The sequence below is a fragment of the Kitasatospora sp. NPDC001547 genome, from assembly GCF_042894165.1.
Lineage (GTDB): Bacteria > Actinomycetota > Actinomycetes > Streptomycetales > Streptomycetaceae > Kitasatospora.
Map to the genome: position 1 here is coordinate 227,067 of NZ_JBIAVL010000008.1, position 21,975 is coordinate 249,041.

Annotated in this window: 28 protein-coding genes; 16 read left to right on the top strand and 12 right to left on the bottom strand. The window is 73.5% G+C overall.

Annotation, left to right across the window (positions count from 1 at the left end; all coding sequences use genetic code 11):
• The first annotated feature begins 316 nt into the window (after window positions 1–316).
• Window positions 317–1,834, top strand: a complete 1,518-nt coding sequence (locus ACFY0X_RS17815; protein ID WP_387755470.1) for a DEAD/DEAH box helicase — start codon at window positions 317–319, stop codon at window positions 1,832–1,834.
• A gap of 53 nt (window positions 1,835–1,887) precedes the next feature.
• On the opposite strand, the gene ACFY0X_RS17820 is transcribed toward ACFY0X_RS17815, so the two are convergent.
• Both ACFY0X_RS17820 and ACFY0X_RS17825 read right to left on the bottom strand, forming a co-directional pair.
• Complete coding sequence (locus ACFY0X_RS17820; protein WP_387755473.1) at window positions 1,888–2,628, bottom strand: alpha/beta hydrolase; 741 nt, start codon at window positions 2,626–2,628, stop codon at window positions 1,888–1,890.
• 181 nt (window positions 2,629–2,809) lie between these two features.
• A complete protein-coding gene (locus ACFY0X_RS17825) occupies window positions 2,810–4,000 on the bottom strand; it encodes a CapA family protein (RefSeq protein ID WP_387755730.1) in 1,191 nt (396 codons plus the stop codon).
• 322 nt (window positions 4,001–4,322) lie between these two features.
• On the opposite strand from ACFY0X_RS17825, the gene ACFY0X_RS17830 reads away from it, so the two are divergent.
• From ACFY0X_RS17830 to ACFY0X_RS17840, 3 genes are all read left to right on the top strand, one after another.
• Window positions 4,323–4,886 carry a GNAT family N-acetyltransferase gene (locus tag ACFY0X_RS17830; RefSeq protein ID WP_387755476.1) on the top strand — a complete coding sequence of 188 codons (564 nt, stop codon included), beginning with the start codon at window positions 4,323–4,325 and terminating at the stop codon, window positions 4,884–4,886.
• A gap of 256 nt (window positions 4,887–5,142) precedes the next feature.
• Entirely contained in the window at window positions 5,143–5,715 is a 573-nt protein-coding gene (locus tag ACFY0X_RS17835; protein WP_387755479.1) for a DJ-1/PfpI/YhbO family deglycase/protease, read from the top strand.
• 123 nt (window positions 5,716–5,838) lie between these two features.
• Window positions 5,839–6,060 (top strand): DUF6480 family protein, encoded by a 222-nt coding sequence (locus ACFY0X_RS17840; RefSeq protein WP_387755482.1) that lies wholly within the window; start codon window positions 5,839–5,841, stop codon window positions 6,058–6,060.
• 95 nt (window positions 6,061–6,155) lie between these two features.
• Here ACFY0X_RS17840 and ACFY0X_RS17845 read toward each other — a convergent pair whose 3' ends face one another.
• Together ACFY0X_RS17845 and ACFY0X_RS17850 are read right to left on the bottom strand one after the other, a co-directional pair.
• Window positions 6,156–6,356, bottom strand: a complete 201-nt coding sequence (locus ACFY0X_RS17845) for a hypothetical protein (RefSeq protein ID WP_387755485.1) — start codon at window positions 6,354–6,356, stop codon at window positions 6,156–6,158.
• Entirely contained in the window at window positions 6,328–6,999 is a 672-nt protein-coding gene (locus ACFY0X_RS17850) for a hypothetical protein (RefSeq protein ID WP_387755488.1), read from the bottom strand. The genes ACFY0X_RS17845 and ACFY0X_RS17850 overlap by 29 nt, the downstream gene beginning before the upstream one ends.
• Before the next feature lie 109 nt (window positions 7,000–7,108).
• Here ACFY0X_RS17850 and ACFY0X_RS17855 point away from each other — a divergent pair, with 109 nt between their 5' ends.
• The 4 genes from ACFY0X_RS17855 to ACFY0X_RS17870 all read left to right on the top strand — a co-directional run bounded on the left by ACFY0X_RS17855 (window position 7,109) and on the right by ACFY0X_RS17870 (window position 8,914).
• Window positions 7,109–7,543, top strand: a complete 435-nt coding sequence (locus ACFY0X_RS17855; RefSeq protein WP_387755491.1) for an Hsp20/alpha crystallin family protein — start codon at window positions 7,109–7,111, stop codon at window positions 7,541–7,543.
• A gap of 143 nt (window positions 7,544–7,686) precedes the next feature.
• Window positions 7,687–7,965, top strand: coding sequence for an STAS domain-containing protein (locus ACFY0X_RS17860; protein ID WP_387755494.1), 279 nt, complete (start codon window positions 7,687–7,689; stop codon window positions 7,963–7,965).
• 63 nt (window positions 7,966–8,028) lie between these two features.
• Window positions 8,029–8,433: a DUF2267 domain-containing protein gene (locus ACFY0X_RS17865; RefSeq protein ID WP_387755497.1), complete on the top strand. Its 405-nt coding sequence runs from the start codon at window positions 8,029–8,031 to the stop codon at window positions 8,431–8,433.
• A gap of 79 nt (window positions 8,434–8,512) precedes the next feature.
• Complete coding sequence (locus ACFY0X_RS17870; RefSeq protein ID WP_387755500.1) at window positions 8,513–8,914, top strand: DUF2267 domain-containing protein; 402 nt, start codon at window positions 8,513–8,515, stop codon at window positions 8,912–8,914.
• A 121-nt stretch (window positions 8,915–9,035) separates the two neighbouring features.
• Here the strand turns inward: ACFY0X_RS17870 and ACFY0X_RS17875 are convergent, their stop codons facing one another.
• The 4 genes from ACFY0X_RS17875 to ACFY0X_RS17890 all read right to left on the bottom strand — a co-directional run bounded on the left by ACFY0X_RS17875 (window position 9,036) and on the right by ACFY0X_RS17890 (window position 12,115).
• Window positions 9,036–9,332 carry a hypothetical protein gene (locus tag ACFY0X_RS17875; protein ID WP_387755503.1) on the bottom strand — a complete coding sequence of 99 codons (297 nt, stop codon included), beginning with the start codon at window positions 9,330–9,332 and terminating at the stop codon, window positions 9,036–9,038.
• A 153-nt stretch (window positions 9,333–9,485) separates the two neighbouring features.
• Window positions 9,486–10,625 carry an FAD-dependent oxidoreductase gene (locus ACFY0X_RS17880; RefSeq protein WP_387755506.1) on the bottom strand — a complete coding sequence of 380 codons (1,140 nt, stop codon included), beginning with the start codon at window positions 10,623–10,625 and terminating at the stop codon, window positions 9,486–9,488.
• 192 nt (window positions 10,626–10,817) lie between these two features.
• On the bottom strand, window positions 10,818–11,516 hold the full coding sequence (locus tag ACFY0X_RS17885; RefSeq protein ID WP_387755509.1) for a TetR/AcrR family transcriptional regulator: 699 nt from the start codon (window positions 11,514–11,516) through the stop codon (window positions 10,818–10,820).
• Window positions 11,517–11,521: 5 nt separating this feature from the next.
• Window positions 11,522–12,115, bottom strand: a complete 594-nt coding sequence (locus tag ACFY0X_RS17890) for a PadR family transcriptional regulator (protein ID WP_387755512.1) — start codon at window positions 12,113–12,115, stop codon at window positions 11,522–11,524.
• Between the two features lie 164 nt (window positions 12,116–12,279).
• Between ACFY0X_RS17890 and ACFY0X_RS17895 the strand changes: the two genes are divergently transcribed.
• The gene (locus ACFY0X_RS17895) at window positions 12,280–12,675 is read left to right on the top strand and encodes a nuclear transport factor 2 family protein (RefSeq protein WP_387755515.1); all 396 of its coding nucleotides are present in this window, start codon (window positions 12,280–12,282) and stop codon (window positions 12,673–12,675) included.
• 86 nt (window positions 12,676–12,761) lie between these two features.
• On the opposite strand, the gene ACFY0X_RS17900 is transcribed toward ACFY0X_RS17895, so the two are convergent.
• Entirely contained in the window at window positions 12,762–14,069 is a 1,308-nt protein-coding gene (locus ACFY0X_RS17900) for a YhgE/Pip domain-containing protein (protein WP_387755518.1), read from the bottom strand.
• Between the two features lie 702 nt (window positions 14,070–14,771).
• Here ACFY0X_RS17900 and ACFY0X_RS17905 point away from each other — a divergent pair.
• On the top strand, window positions 14,772–15,380 hold the full coding sequence (locus ACFY0X_RS17905) for a DNA polymerase ligase N-terminal domain-containing protein (RefSeq protein WP_387755520.1): 609 nt from the start codon (window positions 14,772–14,774) through the stop codon (window positions 15,378–15,380).
• A gap of 19 nt (window positions 15,381–15,399) precedes the next feature.
• The gene (ligD, locus tag ACFY0X_RS17910) at window positions 15,400–16,302 is read left to right on the top strand and encodes a non-homologous end-joining DNA ligase (protein WP_387755523.1); all 903 of its coding nucleotides are present in this window, start codon (window positions 15,400–15,402) and stop codon (window positions 16,300–16,302) included.
• Between the two features lie 129 nt (window positions 16,303–16,431).
• On the opposite strand, the gene ACFY0X_RS17915 is transcribed toward ligD, so the two are convergent.
• Complete coding sequence (locus ACFY0X_RS17915; protein WP_387755525.1) at window positions 16,432–16,851, bottom strand: hypothetical protein; 420 nt, start codon at window positions 16,849–16,851, stop codon at window positions 16,432–16,434.
• A 248-nt stretch (window positions 16,852–17,099) separates the two neighbouring features.
• Between ACFY0X_RS17915 and ACFY0X_RS17920 the strand changes: the two genes are divergently transcribed.
• Window positions 17,100–17,774 (top strand): transglycosylase family protein, encoded by a 675-nt coding sequence (locus tag ACFY0X_RS17920; protein ID WP_387755528.1) that lies wholly within the window; start codon window positions 17,100–17,102, stop codon window positions 17,772–17,774.
• 211 nt (window positions 17,775–17,985) lie between these two features.
• On the opposite strand, the gene ACFY0X_RS17925 is transcribed toward ACFY0X_RS17920, so the two are convergent.
• Window positions 17,986–18,489, bottom strand: coding sequence for an ArsI/CadI family heavy metal resistance metalloenzyme (locus tag ACFY0X_RS17925; RefSeq protein ID WP_387755535.1), 504 nt, complete (start codon window positions 18,487–18,489; stop codon window positions 17,986–17,988).
• Between the two features lie 88 nt (window positions 18,490–18,577).
• Between ACFY0X_RS17925 and ACFY0X_RS17930 the strand changes: the two genes are divergently transcribed.
• From ACFY0X_RS17930 to ACFY0X_RS17945, 4 genes are read left to right on the top strand one after another with little or no spacing between them, the layout of a single operon-like run.
• Window positions 18,578–18,970: an ArsR/SmtB family transcription factor gene (locus ACFY0X_RS17930; protein ID WP_387755538.1), complete on the top strand. Its 393-nt coding sequence runs from the start codon at window positions 18,578–18,580 to the stop codon at window positions 18,968–18,970.
• Window positions 18,967–19,716 carry an aquaporin gene (locus ACFY0X_RS17935; protein ID WP_387755540.1) on the top strand — a complete coding sequence of 250 codons (750 nt, stop codon included), beginning with the start codon at window positions 18,967–18,969 and terminating at the stop codon, window positions 19,714–19,716. Before ACFY0X_RS17930 ends, ACFY0X_RS17935 begins: the two co-directional genes overlap by 4 nt.
• 32 nt (window positions 19,717–19,748) lie before the next feature.
• Window positions 19,749–20,168 (top strand): arsenate reductase ArsC, encoded by a 420-nt coding sequence (locus ACFY0X_RS17940; RefSeq protein ID WP_387755542.1) that lies wholly within the window; start codon window positions 19,749–19,751, stop codon window positions 20,166–20,168.
• Window positions 20,165–20,668, top strand: a complete 504-nt coding sequence (locus ACFY0X_RS17945) for a GNAT family N-acetyltransferase (protein ID WP_387755545.1) — start codon at window positions 20,165–20,167, stop codon at window positions 20,666–20,668. Before ACFY0X_RS17940 ends, ACFY0X_RS17945 begins: the two co-directional genes overlap by 4 nt.
• Window positions 20,669–20,858: 190 nt before the next feature.
• Here the strand turns inward: ACFY0X_RS17945 and ACFY0X_RS17950 are convergent, their stop codons facing one another.
• The gene (locus ACFY0X_RS17950; protein WP_387755547.1) at window positions 20,859–21,944 is read right to left on the bottom strand and encodes an alkene reductase; all 1,086 of its coding nucleotides are present in this window, start codon (window positions 21,942–21,944) and stop codon (window positions 20,859–20,861) included.
• Window positions 21,945–21,975: the final 31 nt, after the last annotated feature.

A 21,975-nucleotide genomic window follows, 5' to 3' on the forward strand; every position in this document is an offset into this window, starting at 1 on the left:
GCCTGGTGCGGGCCCCTCGGCATTGCGCCACGGCGCACCCCCCGGCCGTTCAGGCCCTGGCTCCGCCACCGGCGCCCGTCCCCATGCGAGACGCGCGGCGTCGCGTCCGGACCGGCGCCCTGCCGTGACATCGCACGGCTTCGAGGCTCCCGCTCCCGCCCGGTGCGGTGAGCGCCGACCGTAGGTGACGTGCCGCACGGTTCCACCGTCCACGCTCCGACCGTCACACTTCCGGCCCGTTCCCTTGCGGTCTCCGCCGGCGCCCAGCGCCACGGAGCCTTCCTCGTGACGCGCCGCCCCGAGGAAGGTCTCCCGCATGAACCGTCCCAGTCGCTCCCCGTACCGGAACGCCGGCTCCCACTCCGGCGGCAACTCCTTCCACAGCGCCAGGCCCGCCGGAGGGCGGCGCTCGTCCGGCCGTGGCGCCGGCCGGGGCCCGTCCCCGTCGGGCGAGTTCGCGATGCCCGTGAGCACCACCCCGGCCCTGCCGGCCGCCGAGTCGTTCGACGAGCTCGACATGCCGAAGGCGCTGCTGCCGGTGCTGGCCCGCCGGGGCGTCACCGCGCCGTTCCCCATCCAGGCCGAGACCCTGCCGAACTCGCTGGCCGGCCGCGACGTCCTCGGCCGGGGCCGCACCGGCTCCGGCAAGACCATCGCGTTCGGCCTCGCCGTGCTGGCCCGCACCGCCGGGCAGCGGGCCGAGCCGCGCCGCCCGCTGGCCCTCGTGCTGGTCCCCACCCGCGAGCTCGCGCAGCAGGTCACCGACGCCCTCAGCCCCTTCGCCCACGCGGTGCGCCTGCGGATGGCGACCGTGGTGGGCGGGACGTCGATGAGCCGCCAGGCGTGGCTGCTGAACCGCGGGGCGGAGGTCGTGGTCGCCACCCCCGGCCGGCTCAAGGACCTGATCCAGCGCGGCGACTGTCAGCTGGACGGGGTCGGCGTCACCGTGCTCGACGAGGCCGACCAGATGGCCGACATGGGCTTCCTGCCGCACGTCACCGAGCTCCTCGACCAGGTCGCCGAGGGCGGCCAGACCATGCTGTTCTCCGCCACCCTGGACCGCAACGTCGACCGCCTGGTGCGGCGGTTCCTCAAGGACCCGGTCACCCACTCGGTGGACCCGTCCGCCGGGGCGGTCAGCACCATGGAGCACCACGTGCTGCACGTGCAGAACTTCGACAAGAACGCCACGATCGCCCACATCGCGTCCCGCGACGGCAGGGTGATCATGTTCACCGAGACCAAGGACGGCGCCGACCGCCTGGTGGACGACCTGCTCGCGAACGGGGTGAAGGCCGCGGCCCTGCACGGCGGCAAGTCCCAGCCCCAGCGCACCCGCACCCTGGAGCAGTTCCGCACCGGTCAGGTGACCGCGTTGATCGCGACCAACGTCGCCGCCCGCGGCATCCACGTCGACGGGCTCGACCTGGTCGTCAACCTCGACCCGCCGGCCGACCACAAGGACTACCTCCACCGCGGCGGCCGCACCGCCCGCGCGGGCGAGTCCGGCACCGTCGTCACGCTGGTGCTGCCCAACCAGCGCCGCGCGATGACCCGCCTGATGGCGACGGCCGCCATCACGCCCGTCACCACCAGGGTCAGCGCCGGCGACGAGGACCTGGCCCGGATCACCGGCGCCCGGGTGCCCACCGGCATCCCCACCGTGATCCCCGACCCGGTCATCGAGCGGCCGCGCCGCAGCCCCTTCGGGAGCGGCCCCCGCCGCAACCGCCCCGCCCCCACCGGGGGCGACCCGCGGTCCGCCGCGGGCCGCGACAACCCGGGCGCCGCCGGCCGCCGCCGGGCACCCCGCCGGGCCACCCTCGCCCCGTAGCGGGGTCGGGGCCAGTCCTCGGGCCCCGTCGAGTCCACCTGGTGTCCCCGGGCCTACGCACTCGGCGCGCCGGCCGGGGTGGGGCGGCCGGCGGTGGCCAGCCGGTGGAGCAGCCCGACGGTCTCCTCCTGGTGGGACGCGAAGACCCCGTGGTCGCTGTGCCAGGTGAGCACGTGGGTCGCGCGGGCGGCGAACCGGCGTTGCAGGTCCGGGTGCATGGCGCGGTCCTCGGTGCAGACCACGTAGCTGCTGGGCCGGTGGTGCCAGGCGGCGCTGGTCGTCGGCTGGTGGGCGGGGGCCATCAGCTGGGGGACGAGTCCGGCGGCGTGGCGGGCGCGTTCCTCCTCGCCGAGTTGGGAGTGGAAGAGCCGTCCCGCGGCCTCGGGGTCGATCGTCGTGGTCCCGGCAAGGTCGCCGACCATGCTGGTGGTCAGGTCGGTGGGCGGTGCACTGGCGAGCAGGCCGAGGGCGGTCTCGCCCTGGTCGGGCATCATCGCGGCGAGGTAGACGAGGTGGTCGACCTTGTGCGGTGGAAGGCCGGTGATGACGGCGCCGCCGTAGGAGTGGCCGCACACGACGGCGGGGCCGCCGTCGGTCAGCCGGTCCAGCGCGCTCTCGGCCGTGGCTATGTCGGCCGCCAGCGACCCGCGGTGCAGCTCGGCGACGGCCACGGCGACGCCGCGTGCCCGCAGCCCGGCCGCGACGCCGTCCCAGGCACGGCCGGTGTGCCACGCGCCGTGCACCAGCAGCACTCCTCGGGGCGAACGGGGGGACGGGGACGGGGTGATGGTCACGAGGGCCTCTCGGTGTTCTGTCGATCGCGGAACAGGGGGAGCGCGGGCGGCACCCGCAGGCGCGTGCCGACGGTGCGGGACGGCGGCGCGCCCCGCCCACGACTCCGACCTGTAAGAGACACCGGCCGGGGAAAAGGATTCGGCTTCCGCCCGGGCAGTCGTGAAACCGTGCCGCGGGCGCTCAGCGAGCCATGGTCAGTCCTGCCGCGCCGCCGCCCCGGCTCAGCACGATCGACCGGATGTGGTCGACGGCCCGGGCGTAGTCGCCGCGGCCCGGCTCGCGGCGGACGGCCTCGGTCAGGTCGAGGACGCGGTAGGGCGGACCGAGGTCGGTCAGCTGGGGGACGAACTCGGCCCTGGTGACGGCCCAGCGCTGCCCGGGCCCGGCGGGCGGCGAGAAGGTGAAGCGGGCGATGGAGCTCCAGTTCCCCCGCGGGTCCTCCGCGCCGGTGGGGTTGAACATGTGTCCGGCGAGCTGGTCGCCCAGGCCGTAGACGATCCAGGTGTCGTCGATCTTCTCGTAGGCCTGCGGGATGTGGGCGTGGGTGCCGAGCACCAGATCGATGTCGGGCCGGCCGGGGCCCTGCCCGGCGGCCAGCTCGCGGGCGAGGGAGAGCTGCTGCCCGTCCGGGGCGTCCTGCCACTCGGTGCCCCAGTGGAGGCTGACCACCACCACGTCCGCCCCCTGCTCCCGGGCGGCTCTGGCGTCGGTGAGGATCCGCTCCCGGTCGATGAGGTTGACCGCCCAGGGGCGCTCCTTCGGCAGCGGGATGCCGTTGGTGCCGTAGGTGTAGGCGAGTTGGGCCACCGTGGCGCCGCCTGCCGTGAACAGCGCGGGGCGGCCGGCCTCGTCGGGGGTGCGGGCGGATCCCGTGTGCTTCAGGCCGACGGCGTCCATGGCGTCGAGCGTGCGCCGGATGCCGTCCGGCCCGTCGTCGAGGGTGTGGTTCGAGGCCGTGTCGCAGGCGGTGTAGCCGGTGTCCCTGAGCGCCCGGGCCACCTGCGGGGGCGACTTGAACGACGGGTAGCCGGTGAAGGGCCCGCCGTCGGCGCCGTACACCGTCTCCATGTGGCAGACGGCCAGGTCGGCGGCGGCGACGACGGGCTTGATCCCGGCGAGCATCCGGGCGAAGTCGTAGCCGTCGCCCCCGGCGTCCTCCTGGGCCTGCCGGATGATCTCGGTGTGCGGCAGCACGTCCCCGGTCGCGACCAGGGTGAACGCCCGCGGCCCCGGCGGGGTCGGTGTGGCCGTGGTGGCGGGATCCCGCGGCGGCGACGGTACGGCCTGCCGGGCCCGGGGTGCCCCGCACCCCGCGAGGGTGAGCAGCAGGGCGGTGGCGGCTGTGAGGATCTCTCGGCGCGGGAATCGCATCATCGGCTCGTCCCATGATCGGCGGGTGTGACGGTCCGACTATGCGAGCCATCGACCGGCCGACGCGGAACCCGCGCTCCGGGATCACCCGACGGGGCCAGCCGCCGCGGCGGGTCGGACCGTGGACCCGTTCGGGCTTCCCGGCGGCACGGAGCGGCCCCGGTCCCGTCGGGGGCCTCCGGCCCGCGGCCGCGTGAAATTCGATTGCGCGGCTGGTGGCGAGGGTCTAGAACGGCGTTGTTGTCCAGGACGAGTCGTTGGGGGCTCCGCGGTCCGGTCGCGTCGACCGGCGGGTGGCCCTCGGGGGAGAAACACCGGACCGATGACCATGCTCTCGCTGCCCATCAAGACCGAACGGCTCCTCCTGCGCCCGTTCACGCCGGACGACCTCGACGACCTGTACGAGTTCCAGCGCCTCCCGGAGGTCGCCCGCTACCTCTACCGGCCTCCGCTCACCCGGGAACAGTGCGTGCAGAGCCTGGAGCGCCGCGCGGCCGGCACGGAGTGGGCCCAGGACGGCGACGCTCTGGCGGTTGCCGTCTGCCCGGTCGGCGAGGCGAAGGTCGTCGGCGAGATCACCCTGAAGCTCGCGAGTACGGCGGCGCGCCAGGCCGAGATCGGCTGGACCTTCAACCCGGCGTACGGCGGCCGGGGTTACGCCACCGAGGCGGCGCGCGCGACCGCCGGACGGGCCTTCGCCGAACTGGGCGTCCACCGGCTCTTCGCCCGCCTCGACGTACTCAACACCGGGTCGGTGCGCGTGTGCGAGCGCCTCGGCATGCGCCGGGAGGCGCACCTCGTCGAGAACGACCTCGACGGCGAGCGCTGGGGGAGCGAGTACGTCTACGCGACGCTCGCCCGCGAGTGGAAGGCCGACCGGCCCTGACGACAGGCCCGGACGAATCCGCCTGAGGCGCCCGGCCGGGCGTCGGCGGCGGGGCCTCGTCGGGCTGCTCGTCGGGCTCGGTGCGGTGGACGGGGACGGGATGCGGCGGGCGTCGCCCCGGCGCGGCGGTCGCTCGCATCCCGTGACGATCCGGATCGGGCCGGTGAATCCGGCATGGCCGGGAGCGCGGCGGGTACCCGCAGCGCTCGGGGTGCGTGTGCGCGCCCCGAGCGAACCGACCCGAACAGGAGGAGCCATGAACCGGCACGGCAAGGTCCTGGCGATCGTGACGAACTACGGCGTCGAGCAGGACGAACTGCTCGTCCCCGTCCGGCACCTGCGCGAGAACGGCATCCAGGTCGACATCGCCGCCCCCGAACGGGGCGAGATCCGCACCCTGGTCGGGGACAAGGACCCCGGCGAGACGGTGCGCCCGACACTGACCCTCGACGAGGTCGACGCCACCGGCTACGACCTGCTGCTCATCCCGGGCGGCACCATCAACGCGGACACCCTCCGGCTCCGGCAGCCCGCCGTCGACACGGTGGTCGCCTTCACCACCTCGGGGCGGCCCGTCGCCGCCATCTGCCACGGCCCCTGGCTCCTGGTCGAAGCCGGGGTCGCCTACGGCAAGCGGCTCACCTCCTACCCGTCGCTGCGCACGGACCTCGCCAACGCGGGCGCCACCTGGACGGACGAGCCGCTGGTCACGGACGACACCAACGACTGGCGCCTGGTGACCTCGCGCAACCCCGGCGACCTCGACGAGTTCCTGCGCGGCATCGACGCCGCCCTGCAGGCCCGGGCCGAGGCGGTCAGCCCGCACTGACCGGACGGCACGGCGCCGACCGACGGGGACCGCCCGACCGTACGGCGGGCGGGTGTGACGTTTCCGCCCCTCGGCCCGGGGCAGCCGCCCGGCAATCGAAGCCCACACTTTCCGGGATGCACCATGACCACACCTGACCCCGACCCGGACCGCACTCCGGCGCTGGACGAGCACGGCGCCCTGCCCGGCGGGGACACCCCACCGGCCGAGGGCGGCACGTCGGGCATCTCCCACCCCGAACCCGAGGAACTGCGCACGGCCTGGGGCATCTGGCCCGCGGTGGTGATCGTGGCGATCGCCGTGGCCGTGTCGGTCATGCTCGTCGCCATGATCTTCGTCGCCTGACCGGGGCCGCCGTCCACCCGACCGGCGCGGTGGGACCGCTTCGTGCCGCCGCCCACCCGCCGATGCGAGGCCCCGGCAGGGACCCGTTCCGGGCTCTACTCCCCGGTACCGGGCCAGCTGGGCTGCGCGAGCCGGTGGCGCAGGGCGTCGAGTCGGGCGAGGTGCGCGTCGAGCGCTGCGGTGACCTCGCTTCCCACGGCGTGGACGCGCGCTTCGAGGGCGCCGATCCGGTCCAGGATCGCCTGCCACCCGTCCTGGTCGGCGGCGTCAGGCGCGTCGGCGGTTGCTGGCGTCACGGAGCTGGTCGGTGCGGTGGGTGAGGGCATCGAGGTCGTTGGCGAGGTCGTCGTGGTCGGGGCCGAGGTGGGGGCGGATGTCGGCGAGGGGCTCGATGAGATCGGCGGCGTCGGCCCGGCCGAGGGCGGTGGTCAGGGCGCTCTGGGCGCTCCGGGCGCGGGCGCCGAGGCCGGCAGCGGTGATCCGGGCCGCCAGGACGCGCAGTTCGGCGGCGTTGTCGCGCGCCCAGGCGGTGACGGCTCGGTCGGCGGCCCGGCGGTCGCGGACCGCCTTCACCCGCTCGGCGCCGGTGTCGGCGGTGCTGCGGGCGGGTCGCAGGCGCAGGTAGCGGTTCTCGGCGGCCTGGCGGCTGGCGACGCCCATGGGGCGGGCGAGATCGGCCCAGGTCGCGCCGCCCGCCCGCGCGGCCTCGACCAGCGGGGCCTCCCAGTCCGCGAGCTGCGCGCGCAGCTCGCGCAGGAGCACCAGGGCGGCCAGCGCCTGCCCGGCCCCGTCCTGCGGGGCGTCCCACGGCGAGGTGTCGGGCGCGGCGCCGGGTGCGTGGGCGGAGCGGACCGCGTCGTCTATGGCGGCGAGCGCCGCGGCGGCGGCCAGGAAGGAGACCGGCTCGGGACCGGATGCGGGCGGTGGCTTGGTACTCATGGCGTCATTCTACGGATGACACGCAGCATTTGTCATCGGATGGATGACGTGCTACAACAAAGACAGGTGAAGCGCACTGGCACCCATCGATCAGTGGAGGTGTTTCGCGATGCTGATGCGCACTGACCCGTTCCGCGAGCTGGACCGGCTGACCCAGCAGTTCCTGAACACGACCGGCACCTGGTCGCGGCCGACCCCGATGCCGCTGGACGCCTACCGGACCGGCGACGAGTACGTGATCTGCTTCGACCTGCCCGGGGTGGACCCGCAGGCGATCGACATCGACGTCGAACGGAACATGCTGACCGTCAAGGCCGAGCGCCGTCCGCGCCAGGAGGGCGAGGGCGTGAAGTGGGAGCTCTCCGAGCGCCCGCTCGGAGTCTTCTCCCGGCAGGTCATGCTCTCCGACACCCTCGACCCGGAAGGGATCAGCGCCGACTACGACTCCGGCGTGCTGACCCTGAAGATCCCGGTCGCCGAGAAGGCCAAGCCCCGCAAGATCGCGATCAGCCACAGCGGCGGTCGCAAGCAGATCCAGGCCTGACCCCTCCCCGAGACCGTTCCGTGCCGCCGCTGATCCCCCCGGGCGGCGGCACGGAACGCGCTCCTCCCGTACACCCCTGGCCCGGCCGCGAGCCGGGTGACCCCTGGCCCCGCAGCGCGGGCCGACGGACAGCGAGCACTGCGATGGCCACCACGGTGAACCCGTTCACGGTCCGGGCGTGCGGCGAGATCGACCTCGACACCGGCCCGCGCCTCCACCGTGAGGTGGAACGCGCACTCGCCCGGCACCGGGAGGTGGTGCTCGACCTGTCGGAGGTCACCTTCATGGACTGCGCGGGCCTGAACGCCGTGATCCGGGCCCGCGAGCTGGCCGAGCGCCGGGGCCGACGCCTCGTCCTGCGCGGCATCGGCCACCCCGTGGCCCGACTCCTCAAGCTCACCGGCGCCAGCCTGACCCCGTGAGCCGGCGGCCACCGGCCGGACTCGTCCCGAGAGAAAGCTCGTCCCACGAGAAAGGAGAGCGCTGTGGCGATCCGCTGGGAGGCGTTCTTGGACCAGGTCCGGGAACGCGGCGAGTACGACACGCCTGCCGAAGCCGAACGCTGTGCCCGCGTCATCCTCGCGCTGCTCGGCGCCCATCTGGCCGGCACCGTGCGCGCCCAGCTCGCGGCCCGACTGCCCGAGACCCTCGCCCTGGTCCTGCTCAACCCCCTGCAGGCCGCCGAACCGCTCACCCCCGAGCGGTTCGTGCGCGCCACCGCGGCCTGGATAGAGGGCGCCACCGAATCCACGGCGCTGTGGGACATCGGTGCCGTCCTGTCCACCGTCGCCGACGCCGCCGGTGACGAGCTCATGGAGCAGGTTCTGCTCCAGCTGCCGCCCGGCTACGACACCCTCTTCGGCCGCCCCGACCTCGGCCGACGCCCCTGATCACCCCGCCCCGCGCCGCCGCGACGTCGCGTCCCGCGAGTCGCGGCGGCGCGGCGACCCGTCCCGGAGGCCACCCGCCATGACCCGGTACCGCCGCCTGATCCAGCAGCTCCGCGTTCTCGGCCGCTACGCCGACGACGGGGAAGCCGAACGCGTCCTCGACACCGTCCTCGGCATCCTCGGCTCGCAGCTCACCGGCGACGAACGGTGCGACCTCGCCGCCGCCCTGCCCGAACGCGCCCGCGCGAAGCTCGTCGCCCAGATCCCCCTCGACCGCCCCGTCACCGCCCCGGCCTTCGTCGAAGCCGTCGCCCACAACCTCAACACCACGCTCGCTAGCGCCCGCTGGCACACCTCCTGCACGCTCACGGCCGTCGCCGACCTCGCCGGCGACCACCTCACCGAGCGCCTCCTCGCCCACCTCCCCCGCGGCTACGCGCTCCTGTTCGGCCGCGCGGACCTCACCCCCGTCGCGGCCTGATCCGTACGGAAGGAACCGGAGGACGACCGCGCCGGAGGACGACGCACGTCCAGCACGCGACATCTGCTCCGCCGAGCGTCCTGGGGCGCTGACCGAGTCCGCGACGACGCGCCCCCGGGAATCAGGTGCCGGAGTTGTCGACGAACGCCACGATGTCGAGGAATTCGATCGTGGGCGGGGCGCCGTAGATCCCCGTCACCTTGTCGACGAGCTCCTCCGTGAAGAAGGAACGGGCTTTGTCCTCGTCATCCCATACGTAGAAGTTCCTTGCGTGGAGGCCGTCTTCGTCGAGCATGAAGCTCTTGAAGCGAAGGCCGGCCATGCCTTCGAACGGTCCTCGGAGTTCGCCGGCGATCTTTGCGACAGCGGAGAGGTCGAACTTGTCGGTCCGGGTGAAAGTCACGAGCACGCCGATCATCGGGCTTCCTATCGATCGAGTGGTGCTGGAGGGGGACCTCCCCGCACACGGCCGGAGATTCCGGTCGTCATGCCCTGTTCCCAGCTTGTCAGCCGCAGGGGCCGCCCACCACCGCGCTGTTCGGCGAGGAACCCCCGCTGCGGCGAGGGGCGGTCACGCGTCGGCCGGTGCGGTGGTGAAGAAGGCGGTCATCCTCTCCAGGCCGTCGTCGCCGAACATGGTGTCCAGGCTGGCGGCGGACTCGGCGGCCGAGGCCTCGCTCCGCGGGAACAGGGCGTTCTCGTAGGCGGTGAGGGCTGCCTCCGGGTCGCCGGGGTGGGTGGCGACGGCCCGGGCGAGTTCGGCGCCGTCGAGCATGGCGAGGTTGGCGCCCTCCCCGGCGAACGGGGACATCAGGTGGGCGGCGTCGCCGAGCAGGGTCACACCGGGGACGCGGTCCCAGCGGTGTCCGACCGGCAGGGCGTGGATGCGGCGCGGGGTGATGGTGTCGGCGTCGGCGACGAGGGCCCGCAGGTCCTCGTGCCAGCCCTCGAAGCGGGCCAGGACGGCGGCCTTGGCGGCGTCGCCGTCACCGAAGTCGATGGTGTCCAGCCAGTCCTCGGCGGCCCTGAGCGCGGTGTAGACGTGCAGGCTCCCGTCGGTCTCCCGGTGGGCGAGGAAGCCGCTCCGGCCGCCGAGGCAGAGGAAGAACCCGCCGCCGACGACGGCGGCACTGCGCGGGTGGCGGGTGTCGGCGTCGAAGAGGTCGGTCTCGACGAAGGAGATGCCGGTGTAGGCGGGGGTGGCGTCGGAGAGCAGCGGCCTGATCCGCGACCAGGCGCCGTCGGCTCCGATCAGCAGGTCGGTGGTGAGGGCGGAGCCGTCGGCGAAGGACACCTCGTGGCGTCCGCCGCCCAGCGGGCGGGCGCCCGTGACCTTCCTGCCCCAGTGGACGGTGCCGTCGGGCAGGGAGTCCAGGAGGAGGCCGCGAAGGTCGCCGCGGTCCACCTCGGGCCGGCCGCCGGTGGCGTCGTCCTCCTCGGCCACGTGGACCGTGCCGTCCGGGCCGAGCAGGCGCACGGCCTGGCCGCCCGGGTGGACGAGCTTGAGGAAGTCGTCGTGGAGGCCGGCGGCGCGCAGGGCCTGCTGGCCGCTGTCCTCGTGGATGTCGAGCATCCCGCCCTGGGTGCGGGTTTTGGCGGACGCCTCCAGATCGAAGACGGCCGCCTGGATGCCGTGGAGGTGCAGCACCCGGGCGGCGGTCAGGCCGCCCAGGCCGCCGCCGATGATCGCGACGGGGAAGTGGCTGTTCATGGATGCCTCCGGAAACTCGTGGTGCCGGGCGTTGACCGGACGGGGGCTTCGCCCCTGCCCGGCTGCGCCGCCGGACGCCGCGGCCCGGCCCTTCCAACGTAACGAACATGTTCGTCGCGAACAAGTTCGTCGCGCCTGCGCATGCGAAAAGGCCCCGGGGTGCAGCACCCGGGGCCGGACCGACGGAGGTGCTCAGTCGGCGGTGCGCGGTAGGGGAGTGTGGGTGATGCCGTTGACCAGGACGTCGAAGCCCCAGGTCAGACGGTCCTCGGCGGTCCCGGCGAGCAGGGCCGGCAAGTGTGCGTTGATCATCGGGTGGGTCGTCTCGTCCGCGGCGCGCACGGCCTGCGTCAGCGCGTTCCAGTCCTCGCGCGAGGCGGCTGGGTCGCGCTGCTGGGTGCCGTGCTCGGCGGCGGTGGCCGTGGCGTGCAGCAGCAGGTTGTCCACACCCCAGGCCACCTGCTCCCGGGGCGCGCCGCTGCCGGACAGCAGGCCGAGGACGCGTTCGACCAGGCGCAGGTAGTTCTCGCCGCTGGGGCGGGCCACCAGGGCCGAGCGGGCGAGCTGCGGATGCTCGAACAGGACGCGGGTGTAGGAGGCGAGCACCGCGAGGAGCCGCTCCCGCCAGCCCTCTCCCGCCCCCGGGGCATCCAGGTCGACCTCCGCGAGGAGCGCGTCCAGGACGGCCGCGTGCAGTTCCGCGGTGTTGGCCACGTAGACGTACAAGGAGGCGGGGCCGGTGTCCAGCTCCTGGGCGAGCCGGCGCATGGTCACCTTCTCCAGCCCCTCGGCGCGCATGATCCGCACGGCCGACTCCACGATGCCGCGCCGGGTCAGAGCGGGCTTCGCGGGGCGCTCGCGGCGGCTGACCGGCTCCCGATTCACGTCCATGGCTCCTAGCGGGTGCGCGCCTGGGCGCGGCGGTCGCCGTTGGTGGCTGACCGCAGGTCGAGGGTGCGCAGGGCGGTCTCGCCCCAGGCGAGGTTCTCCCGTTCGAAGGCCATGCCGCGCAGGAGGGTGAGGTAGGGGCCGATGTGCTCGGCCCGGGCGAGGTGCTGGTCCTCGGTGCGGCCGTCGAGCAGTTTGGCCTGGAGGCGTTCGTAGCGGGCGAGTTTGGCGCGGGCCCAGTCCATCCGTTCGGCGATGGCGGCGCGGACGGCCGCGGCGTCGCCGGCGTCGACGCTCTGGACCTTGACGAGGAGTTCGTCGCGGATGGTGCTGGGCTTGCTGGGGAGTTCGGTGGTGTAGGCGTGGACCGCGGCGAGGCCGGCGTCGGTGAGGGAGAACAGGCGCTTGTTGGGGCGCTTCTCCTGCTGGACGACGCGGGCGGCGATCAGCCCGTCCGCCTCCATGCGCTCGAGTTCGCGGTAGAGCTGCTGAGGGGTGGCCATCCAGAAGTTGGCGACCGAGGCGTCGAAGCTCTTCGCCAGGTCGTACCCCGAGGCCTCGCCCTCCAGGAGGGCTGCCATCAGTGCGTTCCGCAGAGCCATGCGGTCAACGTAGCACCTGATTGTCTAGTCAACAAAGCGACTAATCGCAAGTTGGGATCGGGTTGATTCGAGCATCGGTGCGCGGGCTCTGGACATGCCGCTGCGCCCCCGCGCATACTCGCCGACGCACCTAGTCAACTTCATTGCTATAGACGGAGCGTCCCATGCACCCCTTCCGCAAGGCCGTCGAGGACCGCGACCACGAGGCCATGGCCGCCCTGCTGGCCGAGGACGTGGTCTTCACCAGCCCGGTCGCCTTCAAGCCGTACCCGGGCAAGGCGATCACCGCGGCGATCCTGCGCGGCGTGATGCGCGTCTTCGAGGACTTCACCTACGTCCGCGAGATCGCCGACCCGGGCGGGCGCGACCACGCGCTCGTGTTCACCGCGACCGTCGACGGGAAGCAGATCCAGGGCTGCGACTTCCTGCACGTCGACGAGGACGGGCTGATCGACGACTTCACGGTGATGGTGCGCCCGCTGTCCGCCGCGCAGGCGCTGGCCGCGGCGATGGGCGCCCAGTTCGAGCGGATCGCGGCCGAGGCGGCGGCCGGGCGGTGACCGGCCCCGGTACCGGGATCGACGCCCTCCACCGGTGAACGACCCGGGGCCCGCTCGGTCTGTTCGCCGGGCGGGCCCCGCGGGCCTCACGCCGACGGCACCGCCCGGAGCGCCGTCTCGCCCGCCGCCGGAGGGTGCTCGCGGTGCAGGCCCCGCCGGTCGTAGAAGCGGGTCGCGCCGAACCCGAAGGCCAGCGCCCCGACCAGGCCGAGCCCCGTCATCGCCCAGCCGCGGGCCAGGCCCGCGCCCGCCTGCGCGTCGTAGTAGAGGATCGCGCGCATGCCGCCGGTGATCTGCCGCAGCGGCTCGAACCCGGCCAGGAACCGGTAGAAGCCGGGCAGCGCCTCCACGGGGGTCGACGCGCCCGCGGTCGGCACCGCCATCGCGATGAACACCATCGTCACCAGCAGCATCCCGGGCGTCCCGAACACGGCCAGCAGCGCGAGGGCCCCCAGCCCCACGGTGGCCACGGTGGCCGCCGAGTACAGCCACAGCAGCGCCAGGTGCGGGGCGTCCATCCCCAGGACACCGACCGCGCAGGCCAGCGCCAGCGTGGCCGTCACCACCGACAATCCGACGATCAGCACACTGCCGACCGCCAGCGTCTGCACCCGGGACGAGCGGAGCAGCGGAAGGCGCCGCCGCCACGGACCGACGTCGCTGTGCGCGTAGCCGAGCGCCACGTCGACCTGGCTGTTGACCACGTTCGCGCCCAGCATCCCGCACACCACCAGCACCAGCGCGTAGTAGAACGCGCTCAGCCCCATGCCGCTGTGCGACTTCAACGGATGGCCGTCCTGCACCCGCACCGCCACCGGGTCCGCCCACAGCAGCCGCTCGGCCGCGCCCGGCTGCCCGCCCAGCGCCTGTGCGCGCTGCGCCAGCTGCGAGCCGACCGTCACCGAGACGTTGTGCGCGGCCTGCTGGGTGATGCGGCTCGCCATGCTGGAGCCCATGCTGCCCGCCGACGGGTTCGTCAGCACCGTCAGCGCAGGCCGCCCGGTATCCGGTGCCGCCGAAGGCGCGCCGAGCGCCCCGACGGACGCGGTGAAGCCGTCGGGGACGACCAGCGCGCCGTAGAGCCGGCCGGACGCGAGCCGCTTCCGGGCCTCCGGCAGGTCCAGGACCTGCCAGGACACCTCCCGGTGGCCCGGCGCCTCGGCGGTGATCGCCGCCACGGCCTGCTCGCCGAGGTTGACCTGCCGGCCGTCGGCGGTGGCGCCGCGGTCGGCGTTGACCAGCCCGACCGGCAGGCCGCGCAGCGACCCGGAGGGATTGAGGTTCGCTCCTACGTAGAAGAGCGAGAACAGCACCGCGACGACGCCGAGGATGGCGCCGGTGCCGACCCACAAGGGCCGGCTGCGCAGCACCGCGAACGGGTGAGCTGGGGACACGGGGGCTCCAGAACGAGGAGTGGACGGGGAGGCGGGCGCCTGCACCTGCGGAGCATACTAATCAACTTGTTGAGTAGTAATCGATGCCCGGTCGACAGGCCGGTCGGTCAGGTCTGACGGTCAGGCCGGCCGGCCAGGTCTGACGGTCAGGTCTGGCGGTCGACGCCGTGTGCTGCCGGAGGTGTCGCCTCCCGAAGGCCGGGTAGCCGGACCTCCGGAACGTGCCCGTCCAAGTCACGAGGAGCATTGATCGTGGGAACCCCACCGAACGATCCGGTACCGCCCAGCCCCACACCGGTTCCAGGGCCGGGCCCGGCGCCGGGCCCCTTGCCCGGGCCGGTACCCGCGCCCGGTGGTCCGGATCCGGTGCCGCCCGGGCCGCCTCCGCTGGAACCCGACCCGCCGCCGCCCGCGCCGAGGCCGGAGCCTCGCCCGGAGCCCGGGCCGCTGCCCGGGCCGGGGCCCGCTCCCGCGCCGGTCACCTGAGCACCCGGACACGCGCCGAGGAGCGGGGGAAGAGGCTGCGGGTTGGTGCGGAACTCGCGCTGTCCGCCGCGGAGTTCGAAGACTTCGGCGTCGGGTCCTCGCGGGAGGCGGGTGCCCCACCGGGCTGCGCCGTCCCGGATCCGCGCCGTCACGCCGAACGTGTCGGACGACTTCGGCAGGGTAGGCGCCGGAGCGGAGCCGGGAGGAGGAAGGGCGATGCCCGGAGCGGACACGCTGGCGGAGTACCGTCGGAAACGGGACTTCCGTAAGACCCGTGAGCCCAGCGGCGAGGGCGGCCCCCGGGTCGGCGGGGAGCCCGCCTTCGTGGTGCAGATCCACGACGCCAGCACCATGCACTTCGACTTCCGCCTGGAGGTCGACGGCGTCCTCAAGTCCTGGTCGATCCCCAAGGGCCCGTCCGGCGACCCGCACGACAAACGCCTGGCCGTGCCCACCGAGGACCACCCCCTGGGGTACCGCGACTTCGAGGGGACCATCGCGGAGGGCGAGTACGGCGCCGGCACCGTGATCATCTGGGACGAGGGCAGCTACCGGAACCGCAGCACGGACAAGCGCGGACACGAGATCCCGTTCGCCGAGGCACTCGCCCACGGCCACGCCTCGTTCCGGCTGGACGGCCACAAGCTGCACGGCGACTGGGCGCTCACCCGGTTCCGGGAGGGCGACGGGCAACGGGAGGCATGGCTGCTGGTCCGGCGCGGACACAGCAGCGCAGGTTCCGCCACGACCGACCCCCGGCGGGCCCGCTCGGCACGCAGCGGACGGACCCTCAAGCAGGTCGCCGCCGAGGAGAGCGACGGATGACCCGCGAGCGAGGCACGCCATGACCACCACCGACATCCGCGTGAGCGGCCGGACCGTCGAGATCAAGCGGGCGGAGAAGGAGTTGTTCCCCGGGGACGGCATCACCAAGGCCGACCTCGCCGACTACTACCGCCGGGCCGGCCGGCGCATCCTGCCGCACCTGCGCGGACGCCCGCTGATGCTGGAGCGCCACCCCGACGGCATCGGCGACGGGCGCTTCATGCAGAAGGACACCCCCGACTACTTCCCGGACTGGATCCACCGTGCCGAACTGCCCAAGGAGGGCGGCACCGTCGGCTACCCGGTCTGCGACGACCTCGCCACGCTGCTCTACCTGGTCGACCAGGCGTGCATCACCCCGCACCGCTGGCTGTCGAAGGCCGACCGGCCCGACCACCCCGACCTGCTGGTCCTCGACCTCGACCCTTCCGGAGAGGACTTCGAGTCGGTCCGGCGGGCCGCCGCCCGGCTGCACGAGCTGCTCGACGAACTCGACCTGCCCGCTGCCCTGATGACCACCGGCTCGCGCGGCCTGCACGTGCTGGTCCCGCTCGACCACCGCGCCCCCTTCGACGACGTCCGCACCTTCGCCCGCGACCTGGCCGACCTGCTCGCCGACCGGCACCCCGACGAACTCACCACCGCCGCGCGCAAACAGGCCCGCAGGGGCCGGCTCTACCTCGACACCCAGCGCAACGCCTACGGCCAGACCGCCGTCACCCCCTACGCCGTCCGCGCCCTGCCCGGCGCCCCGATCGCCACCCCGCTGAGCTGGAGCGAACTGGACGACCCCGACCTCACCCCGCAGCGCTGGACCATCGCCACCATCGGCGAGCGCCTGGAGGGCGACGACCCCTGGGCGGGCGAGCTGCGCCGCGGCCGGTCGTTGAAGGCGGTCGCCCGGAGGCTGGAGAAGCTCTGAACCGGGTTGACTAGACCGTACCGCCCGTCCGAGAGGTGACCCGGGCGCATCCGCGGGGTGACCCGGCCGGAGAAGGGGGGAGCCTCCGCCGGCCGGACCACCTCTCGGCTTCGCGGCCCGGTCGGGTGGTCAGGTGGCCTGGTCGATGCGGGCGAGCATCGCCGCGAGGCGGCGAACGGCGGCTTCGGCGTCGGCGAGCTCCTCGGTACCGGGCAGGACCGTGCCGAAGGTGCGGCCTTCCGGCGCGTCGAGGGCGCGCCAGTGCAGCACCGGGGTGAGGGCGCTGGCGCACCGGGCGAGGAACCAGGCGAGGTTGCCGTGGGTGCGGGCGACGGTCAGGGCGAGGGTGGCGACGGCCTCGCGCAGGGCGGCGAGCCGGTCGATCCGTGGCAGTCGCTGCTGCGCGTCGGCGGGACCGACGGCCTCCCGCAGGGCTTCGGCGGTCTGCGCCGCGAGCGACGAGTCCCTGGGGACGAGTTTCCAGGTGCCCTCGGTGAGCTGGCTCTCCGCTTCGCGGACGACCTCGTTGACTGCCTCGAACGTGCCCATGGCGGGCAGCCTACCGGCGGTCACCCCGCAGGGGGAGCCCGGTCCCCCTCGGCACCGCCACCACGCCCGCGGGCGTCGTCGCTCTCCTCGGCGCGTCTCCCCCCCCCCGCCGGCTGGCATTGGAGTGGCGTCGGGCCGCCGCTCGGAGGAGGAACGGCCCGGCCGGCGGGCAGGCCGTCCTCAGGTGGGACGGATAGCGGGCCGGCGCTTCGGCGTCCGGGTCCTTGTCCCCGAGCTGTGGAGCTTCCATGTCCTTCGTGCCCGCGTCCGTGCGCCGTCTGTTCGCCGTCCTCCTGCCCGCCCTCCTCCTCGCCACGGTGTTCGGCGCCCTGGGAGCGCCGCCCGCGGCCGGAGCGCCGGCAGGCGGGAGCACGGGCACGGGTACGGACTGGGACGCGCTGGCCCGCTGCGAGAGCGGCGGCCGGTGGGGCGCCAACACGGGGAACGGCTACTACGGGGGCCTGCAGTTCGACGCGGCGACCTGGCGTGCCAACGGCGGGCTCGCCTACGCGCCGCGCGCGGACCGGGCGACGCGGGAACAGCAGATCGCCGTGGCCGAGCACCTCGCCGAGCGGCGGGGCCTGGCGCCGTGGCCGGCATGCGGTGCCCGGCTGGCCAGGGGCGCCGAGCGCCCCGCCGGCCGTCCCGCGGCCGGTGCCGGCGGCCACCGTCCGGTGCAGGCCCGCCCGCACGCCCACGCCGTACCCACGCGCCCGTCGGGCACCGGGAGCAGCGGTGGCCGGGACTTCGCCCCGGGTTCGGACGACACCTGGACGGTGGAGGAGGGGGACACCCTCAGTGCCATCGCCGAGGAGGCCGGCTTCCCCGGCGGATGGCCCGCCCTGCACGCCCTCAACCGTGACACGGTCGGCGGCGACCCCGACCTGCTGCTGCCGGGCCAGGTGCTCCGGCTCGACTCCTGACCTGCCTCCGGCCGCCCGTGGCCGCCCGCCCGTGGCTGCATGCCTCCGCCCGCTTCGGCGGGAGCACGGATCTCAGGCCAGGTGGTGCCGGGCGCCGGACGTGACGGGGCGTCCGGGGGAGGCCGGTGTCAACTTGTCCTGCGCCACATGGACCTCGACCCACGAACCGTCAACACCTTCCGCCGCGTTGCCCGTCCAGGGCACGATCGGCTCAGCGAACACCTTCGCCGGGATGAAACGTTCTTTCAGCCGGGCTCTGGGCGGGATCGATGGTCTGTTCGTCGGGGGTGCGGCAGGCGGTGGTGCCGCAGCAGGCGTCCGGCGCGGCGTCGGCCTTGGCGAGGGTGCCGGCGTCGGCCTTCACGACGTAGACCTCCCACGGTTCCTTGCCGGGGCCGTGGACCCACACCTTGTCCTGCAGCGCGTAGCAGCAGGAGGTGTCGTTCTCCTCGAAGGTGGCGAGGCCCGCGTCCTTGAGACGGGTGGTGGCGGCGGCGACGTGCTCGATGGAGGCGACCTCGACACCGAGGTGGTCCAGTCGGGTGTCCTCGCCGGCCTCGCCCTCGATGAGGACGAGCTTGAGCGGGGGCTCGGTGATGGCGAAGTTCGCGTAGCCGGGGCGGCGCTTGGCGGGCTCGGCGTTGAAGAGCTTGGAGTAGAAGGTGATGGAGCCTTCGAGGTCGGCCACGCGCAGGGCGAGCTGAACACGGGACATGGCGGTCTCCCCGATCCGAGGTCTTGTTTCGACATCTGTCGATACAGTGAGCTTGCCTCGCAGATTAGATGGCTGTCAACATAGACGTATGTCGAATCTCGAAGTGCCAGTGCTCGGCCAGGACGAGGCGGTGGCGTGCTGCTCGCCGATGGTCCGCGAGCCGCTCGGGGAAAAGGCCGCTGCCGACCTGGCGAAGGTGTTCAAGGCGCTGTCCGACCCGGTGCGGCTGAGGCTGCTGTCACTGATCGCCTCGCACGAGGGCGGCGAGGCGTGCGTCTGCGACCTGATCGGCCCGTTCGACGTCTCCCAGCCGACGATCTCCCACCACCTGAAGGTGCTGCGCGAGGCCGGACTGGTCGGCTCCGAGCGGCGCGGCACCTGGGTCTACTACTGGGTGCTGCCTGCCGCCCTGGCCAAGCTCTCCTCCCTGCTTCAGGCCCCAGCCGACACGGCCGCCGCAGCGGTGGGAGACGCGAGATGACGAAGATGGCTCCGCTCGGGAGACGGGCGGCGGTCGAGTTCGTCGGGACCGGCGCGCTGGTCGCCGTCGTGGTCGGCTCCGGCATCCAGGCCACCAAGCTGTCCCAGGACGTCGGCGTCCAGCTGCTGGCCAACTCCCTGACCACCGTCTTCGGCCTCGGCGTGCTGATCGCTCTGCTCGGCCCGGTCTCCGGCGCGCACTTCAACCCGGCCGTCACCCTGGCCGCCTGGTGGACCGGATATCGCGGTGGCGAAGGCCCGACCTCGCGGGAGGTCGCCGCCTACGTGCCCGCGCAGATCGCGGGGGCGATCGGCGGGGCGGTCCTGGCGGACGCGATGTTCGCCGAGCCGCTCGTCGCCTGGTCCACCCACGCCCGCTGGGCCCCGCACCTGTGGTTGGGCGAGATCGTGGCCACCGCCGGGCTGATCCTGCTGATCTTCGGGCTGGCCCGCGTCGGCCGCGCGCATTTCACGCCGGTCGGGGTCGCCTCCTACATCGGCGCCGCCTACTGGTTCACCTCCAGCACGTCCTTCGCCAACCCGGCCGTGACGATCGGCCGGGCGTTCACCGACACCTTCGCCGGCATCGCCCCGACCTCCGTGCTGCCGTTCGTCGCCGCCCAGCTCGTCGGCCTGGCCGTCGGCATCGCCCTGGTCGCCGTGTTGTTCGGCCGTCCCACGCCCGCCGTCGAGGACGTCGTGGTCCCGCACGGCGAGTACCACCCCACCGCCGTCTCCAGCCGCTGACCACCGCCTCGCTCCTGCCGAAGGAAGAACCCGTGAGCTCTCCCGCCGTCCCGTCCGTACTCTTCGTCTGCGTGCACAACGCCGGCCGCTCCCAGATGGCCGCCGCCTTCCTGACCCGCCTCGGCGGCGAGCGGGTCGAGGCCCGCTCGGCCGGCTCCGCGCCGGCCGACACGGTGAACCCGGCCGTGGTCGAGGCCCTGGCCGAGGTCGGCATCGACGTCTCCGCCGAGGTGCCGAAGGTGCTGACCGTCGAGGCGGTGCAGGCGTCCGACGTGGTGATCACCATGGGCTGCGGCGACGCCTGCCCGTACTTCCCCGGCAAGAGGTACCTGGACTGGAAGCTGGAGGACCCGGCCGGCCAGGGCGTCGACGCCGTCCGCCCGATCCGCGACCAGATCGAGCAGCGCATCCGGGGCCTGCTCGCCGAGCTCGGCATCGAGGCCGCCGCATGACCGCCAACGAGGTGACCGTCATCGGGATGCTCCCCGAGCACGCCGAGCAGGTGCTGGCGATCTATCAGGCCGGGATCGACGACGGCAACGCCACCTTCGAGAGCACCGCGCCGACTTGGGAGGCGTTCGATGCGTCCCGGCTCCCGGAGCACCGCCTGGTCGCCGTCGATGGCGACGGCCGGGTCCTGGGCTGGGCCGCGGTGGTTCCGGTCTCCGACCGGTGTGCGTACGCCGGGGTGGTCGAGCACTCCGTCTACGTTCGGCCCGGAACCCGTGGCCGGGGCGTGGGCCTGGCGCTGCTGATCGCACTGCTGGCGTCCACCGACGCGGCAGGCGTCTGGACCGTGCAGTCCGGCATCTTCCCGGAGAACACCGCCAGCCTCGCCCTCCACGCCAGGGCGGGGTTCCGCGTGGTCGGCACCCGCGAGCGACTCGGCAAGCACGGCGGGCGCTGGCGCGACGTCGTCCTCGTTGAGCGTCGCAGCCCAACGGTGTCCTGAGGGAAGAGTCTTCGGACGAAGGCCACCCGGCGGTGCAACACCGCTCGTTGTACCGGCGGAGAGCACTTGTGTCTGCCTGTCGTGTTCTCCGCCAGTCCGGGTGGGCCGGCTTCGTCAGTCAGGGCTCAGGCACCCGTCATGACGGACTGGCGCGAGGGGCTGGGCTGGGAGTGGCTCGCGGTCGCGAGGGCTACGCCTGGGCTCCGTCTTCCTGGTGGAACGGGTAGTCCGTGTAGCCGGCGGCTCCTCCGCCGTAGAAGGTGGCGGGGTCGGGAGCGATGAGCGGCAGGTTCTCCCGGTAGCGGCGGACAAGGTCCGGGTTGGCCAGGAAGGGTGTGCCGAAGGCGATCAGGTCGGCGTCCCCGGCGTTGACGGCGGCCTGGGCGCGGGCGAGGTCGTAGCCGTTGTTGGTGATGAACGCGCCGGCGAAGCCGTCCCGCAGTGCGTGGTAGTCGAGCGCTGTGGTCGTCGCCGTCATGTCGCCTTCCAGGACGTGCGCGTACGCCAGACCGCGCGGGCTCAGCTGTTCGAGAAAATACGCGAAGTGGCTCTGCGGGTCGGAGTCGGTCATTGAGTTGAAGCTGTTCTCCGGCGTCAGGCGCACGCCCACCCGCTCGGCCGGCCACTCGGTGCACACCGCGTCGAGGATCTCGTTCAGCAGGCGCATGCGGTTGGCGGTGCTGCCGCCGTAGGCGTCGGTGCGGTGGTTGGTGCCGTCGCGCAGGAACTGGTCGATCAGGTAGCCGTTGCCGGCGTGGACCTCGATGCCGTCGAAGCCCGCGTGCCTGGCCAGTTCGGCGGCGCGACGGAACTGGGTGACGATGCCCGGCAGTTCGCCGGGGTCGAGGGCGCGGGGCGGCACGAAGTCCTGCGGGCCGGTGTACGTGATGGCCTGGCCGGCGGGTGCGAGCGCGGAGGGCGCGACGGGCGGGTGCCCGTCCAGCAGGCTCGGGTGGGAGACGCGTCCGCAGTGCTGCAGCTGGACGAAGATGCGGCCGCCCTCGGCGTGGACCGCGTCCGTCAGCCGCCGCCAGCCGGCCGCGTGGGCGTCGGTGTACAGCCCGGGGGTGAAGGGGTAGCCCACCGCCTGGGGCGAGACGGTGGTGGACTCCGCGATGATCAGGCCCGCGGTTGCACGCTGGCGGTAGTGGGTGACCATCAGCGCGGGAACACACCCGTTGGCGTCGGCGCGGTTGCGGGTCATCGGTGCCATCACCAGCCGGTTGGCGAGCTTGAGGCCGCCCAGGTCGAACGGCGCGAACAAGTCGAGGGGCATGTGGAGCTCCAACATCGCAGCGAACCTCATA